Origin of the sequence: Dietzia sp. DQ11-38-2 (assembly GCF_014145055.1) — a bacterium.
Classification (GTDB): domain Bacteria; phylum Actinomycetota; class Actinomycetes; order Mycobacteriales; family Mycobacteriaceae; genus Dietzia.
This window is the reverse complement of the sequence record NZ_JAALDW010000428.1, coordinates 1-4,104: the sequence shown is the minus strand read 5'-3', so window position 1 is coordinate 4,104 and position 4,104 is coordinate 1. Positions and strand designations below refer to the sequence as shown.

Here is a 4,104-nt window from a genome sequence, read left to right as displayed (position 1 = left end):
CCGAGATCACCGCAGCAGGCCACTGACGACCGGGTCGTGTTAACGTCTGATCGCCAGCATGACCCCCTGGGGTCGCGGGAACCCGGTGTGACTCCGGGACTGACGCGCAGCGGTATGGGTGATGGCGGGGCACGATGCCACTGGATCGCAGGATCTGGGAAGGCGCCCCGTCCAGGTGATCCCGAGTCCGAATACCGGCTGGCCCTCGCGGTCCCCACCGCCAGGTCATGATCGGGCTTCGCGTTCCAGGCCCGCGACCTCGGAGTACACCCATGCGTAAATCAGGCCTGATCGCCCTCGTCGGCGCCGCCGCCCTCGTCCTGACCTCCTGCACCGCCGATGACCCGGCCGCCACCGCCGGCCCCGCGGTCGGCCCGATCGAGAACTGCGGACAGGAGGTGACCGTCGACTCCGCTCCCGAGCGGATCGTCTCGCTCAACCAGAGCTCGACGGAGATCCTGCTCGCCCTGGGCCTCGCCGACCGGATGGTGGGCACCGCCACCTGGACCGACCCCGTTCTGGACGAGTTCGCCGAGGCCAACGCCGGCATCCCGCGACTGGCCGACAACGCGCCGTCGATGGAGTCCGTCCTCGACGTGGAACCGGACTTCGTCACCGCCTCGTTCGGCAGCACGCTCAGCGAGGGCGGCGTCGCGACCCGCGAGCAGTTCCATGAGCTGGGCGTGGGCACCTACCTCTCCCCCGCCGACTGCGTCGGCAAGATCTCCGATTCCGGGGACGGGGTGCGAGAGCAACCGTTCACCCCGGATCTGCTCTACCGGGAGATCACCGAACTCGCGCAGATCTTCCAGGTCGAGGAGGCCGGAGAACGACTCGTGACGGACCTGCAGGGCCGGCTCGACCGGGCACACGAGGACGTGGACGCGACCGGGGTCTCGGCGATGTTCTGGTTCGCCAACTCCGAATCCCCGTACCTGGCCGGCTGCTGCGGTGCCCCCGGACTGATCTCGACGACCCTCGGTCTGAAGAACGTGTTCGACGACACCACCCAGGAGTGGCCCCAGATCAACTGGGAGGTGGTGGCCGAGCGCGATCCCGACGTCATCGTCCTCGGCGACCTGACCCGCCGGAGCCAGACCGCCGAGACCGGGGCCGCCAAGATCGCCTACCTGGAATCGAATCCGGTGACCCGGGAGATGTCGGCGGTCCGCGAGAAGCGGTTCATCGAGCTCACGGGCGCTGAGATGAACCCCTCCCTCCGCACGGTCTACGGCGTCGAGACCGTCGCCGCGGGCCTCGACGACCTCGGGCTGGTCGGTGAGCACGATCCATCGAACTGACCTGCTGCCCAGTGCCCCGCCGGTTCGCACCACCAGACAGGCTCCTCTCCGGCGCCCCGCCGCCCTGGGCATCCTCTGGATCGCCGGCGTCGCCGTCCTGCTGGTCTCCACGGCGCTGGTCCTGACGATCGGTCCCTCGGGTCTGACGGCCGGCGACGTCGTGCAGTCCGCCCTGGCGCGGCTCTCCGGCACCGAGTCGGGGCTGACGCGCATCCAGGAGGGGATCATCTGGAACCTCCGGTTGCCCAGAACCCTCATGGCGGCACTGGCCGGCGCGGGGCTCGCCCTGTGCGGGGTGATCCTGCAGTCCCTGCTCCGCAACCCTCTGGCCGACCCGTACATCCTCGGAATCTCCTCCGGCGCCTCGACGGGCGCGGTGCTCATCGTGGTGCTCGGTGTGGGGGCGGGGGCGGTCGGTCTCACCACGGGCGCGTTCGTCGGGGCGCTGACCGCCTTCGGGTTCGTCCTGCTGTTGGCCTTCGCCTCCGGCGGAACCACCGACCGGGTGGTGCTCGCCGGGGTCGCCGCCACCCAGCTGTTCTCGGCCGTGACCTCGTTCGTCGTCTACACCGCGGCCGACGCCGAACAGACCCGCGGTGTGTTGTTCTGGCTGCTGGGCTCGCTGTCCTCCGTCCGGTGGTCGGACGTGGCCGCGTGCGGCGTCGTCGTGCTCGCCGGTCTGCTGGTGTGTCTCCTGCACACCTCCAGCCTCGACGCCTTCACCTTCGGCCAGGACGCGGCGGCCGCCCTCGGTGTGGACGTGGCCCGCACCCGGCTCGTGCTCATGGTGGTCACCGCACTCATCACCGCGGTCATCGTCAGCACCTGTGGTGCGATCGGGTTCGTGGGTCTGGTGCTGCCGCACGCCGCCCGGGCGGTGGTCGGCATGCGGCACCGCGTCCTGGTGCCGACGGCGGCGTTGATGGGAGCGGTCTTCGTGGTCTGGATCGACGCCGCCGCCCGGACGGTCCTCGCGCCGCAGGAACTGCCGATCGGAGTGGCCACCGCTCTGATCGGCGTGCCGGCGTTCGTGGTCCTCCTCCTCCGCAAGGGCAGGGCCCGATGACGACCGGGCCCCCGGAGGGGCAGGGGGCGGCGACCCTCGAAGCCCAGGGCGTGTCGTGGTCCGTCCGCGGTCGGCCCATCCTGAGAGATCTCTCCCTGGCACCGGAGCCCGGGACGATGGTGGGGGTCCTCGGCCCCAACGGCTCGGGCAAGTCCACCCTGCTGCGCGTCATGACGGGCCTGCTGCGGCCCTCGACCGGTCGCGTCCTGTTCGACGGCACGGACATCCGGCGCCTGCCCCGCAGGCGGGTCGCCCGGCACGTGGCCCTTGTCGAGCAGGAGGTGTCCACCGACCAGAACCCGACGGTGCGGGACGTGATCGAACTCGGTCGCATCCCGCACCGCGCCGCGTGGTCGGGCCCCCGCACGCAGGACGAGGAGGCCGTACTCCGCGCCGCCGCCACCACCGCCCTCACCGATCGTCTCGACCAGCGGTACGCCACCCTCTCGGGCGGCGAGCGGCAGCGGGTGCAGATCGCGCGGGCGCTGGCTCAGGAACCGGACGTCCTCGTGCTCGACGAGCCGACCAACCACCTCGACATCCGCCATCAACTCGACCTCCTGGCCCTGGTCAGGGGCACCGGGGCGACGGTGGTGGCGGCGCTGCACGACCTCAACCTCGCGGCCAGCTTCTGCGACCGGCTCGAGGTCTTGTCCGGGGGGCGCCTGGTGACCGGGGGCCGCCCGTCGGAGGTGCTCACACCAGCGCTGATACAGACGGTGTACGGGGTCCGCGCGGAGGTGCTCCACGACGGACCCGCGGTGCACGTGCGCTATCTCGCCCGCTGACCCACGGGAGCCTGGGCGTGAACCGCGGGCGCAGGTCCGCGATCCCCGACCGAGGGGCGCAGCTGTTCAGCGCTTGCGGTTGCGGAGCTTCTCCGCGAATTCGCGGGCCTTGCGCTGGTTCTCCGGCTTGGACGCCTCCCGCCTGACCACTTCGACGGCCTTGAGCGCGACTCCGGTCTTCAATGCGTTTCTCAGGAACGCCATCGGGTACCTCCATCATCGGGGAGCGCCAGTGTAGGCACCCTGTCAGCCGGCCGCGACCGGGCGGCGCAGCAGGTAGACGTCCATCACCCAGCCGTGCTCCGTGCGCAACCGCTCGCGCGCGTTCCGGATCTCGGGCAAGACATCGCCGACCCCGCCCGAAATCAGGCACTCCCCCCGGTCACCGAGGTTGCCGCCCCACCAGATGTGCCAGTCCGCCAGGTGATCGAGAGGCAGGCCGGCGTTGAGCATCACCACCACGTTGTCCGCGCCGCCGGCGACGACCTCCGCCAGACGACGGCCAGTGGTCACGGTGACCGTCCCGCCGATCTCGTGCAGGACCAGCCGGTGACGCGCGGCCAACACCTGTAGAGCGGAAATGCCCGGGACCACCTCCACGTCAAAGTCGAGCCGGCCACGGGCGAGGATCCGGTCGACGATCCGCAGCGTGGAGTCGTAGAAGGCCGGATCACCCCACACCGGCACCGCCACGTCGCCGGGCCGGTCCGCCAACACCCTCTCCCACGCCAGGGAACGGGCCTCGTGCCAGTCCAGGACCACGCCGCGGTACCCGTCCTGTGAGGAGGTCGACGACGACGAGCGGTCTCGTTCCGGATCAGCGACTCCCACCAGCTCGACGCCCGGCGCGTGCCGGGCGAGCAACCGCCGACGGAGGTCGACCAGCGGGTCGCCCGGGCCCTTGACGGCAGCGAGCGCATACTCGGACGCGCGCAGGGCGGCGACCGCC

At 71.0% G+C, this 4,104-nt stretch carries 5 protein-coding genes and 1 riboswitch; of the genes, 3 read left to right on the top strand and 2 right to left on the bottom strand.

Translation table 11 applies throughout. From position 1 onward, the window contains the following. Positions 1-37 precede the first annotated feature (37 nt). Positions 38-218, top strand: a riboswitch (cobalamin riboswitch). A gap of 54 nt (positions 219-272) precedes the next feature. The 3 genes from G6026_RS13725 to G6026_RS13715 are packed head-to-tail and all read left to right on the top strand — an operon-like array spanning position 273 to position 3,155. Next, the gene (locus G6026_RS13725; RefSeq protein ID WP_182613493.1) at positions 273-1,301 is read left to right on the top strand and encodes an ABC transporter substrate-binding protein; all 1,029 of its coding nucleotides are present in this window, start codon (positions 273-275) and stop codon (positions 1,299-1,301) included. Between the two features lie 4 nt (positions 1,302-1,305). Next, a complete protein-coding gene (locus tag G6026_RS13720; RefSeq protein ID WP_182613501.1) occupies positions 1,306-2,367 on the top strand; it encodes an iron chelate uptake ABC transporter family permease subunit in 1,062 nt (353 codons plus the stop codon). Further along, positions 2,364-3,155 carry an ABC transporter ATP-binding protein gene (locus G6026_RS13715; protein WP_194305810.1) on the top strand — a complete coding sequence of 264 codons (792 nt, stop codon included), beginning with the start codon at positions 2,364-2,366 and terminating at the stop codon, positions 3,153-3,155. The genes G6026_RS13720 and G6026_RS13715 overlap by 4 nt, the downstream gene beginning before the upstream one ends. 66 nt (positions 3,156-3,221) lie before the next feature. Here G6026_RS13715 and G6026_RS13710 read toward each other — a convergent pair whose 3' ends face one another. Both G6026_RS13710 and cobF read right to left on the bottom strand, forming a co-directional pair. Next, positions 3,222-3,359, bottom strand: coding sequence for a hypothetical protein (locus G6026_RS13710; protein ID WP_182613492.1), 138 nt, complete (start codon positions 3,357-3,359; stop codon positions 3,222-3,224). Between the two features lie 42 nt (positions 3,360-3,401). Next, a partial coding sequence (gene cobF / locus G6026_RS13705) for a precorrin-6A synthase (deacetylating) (RefSeq protein WP_182613491.1) occupies positions 3,402-4,104 on the bottom strand: 703 nt, incomplete at its 5' end.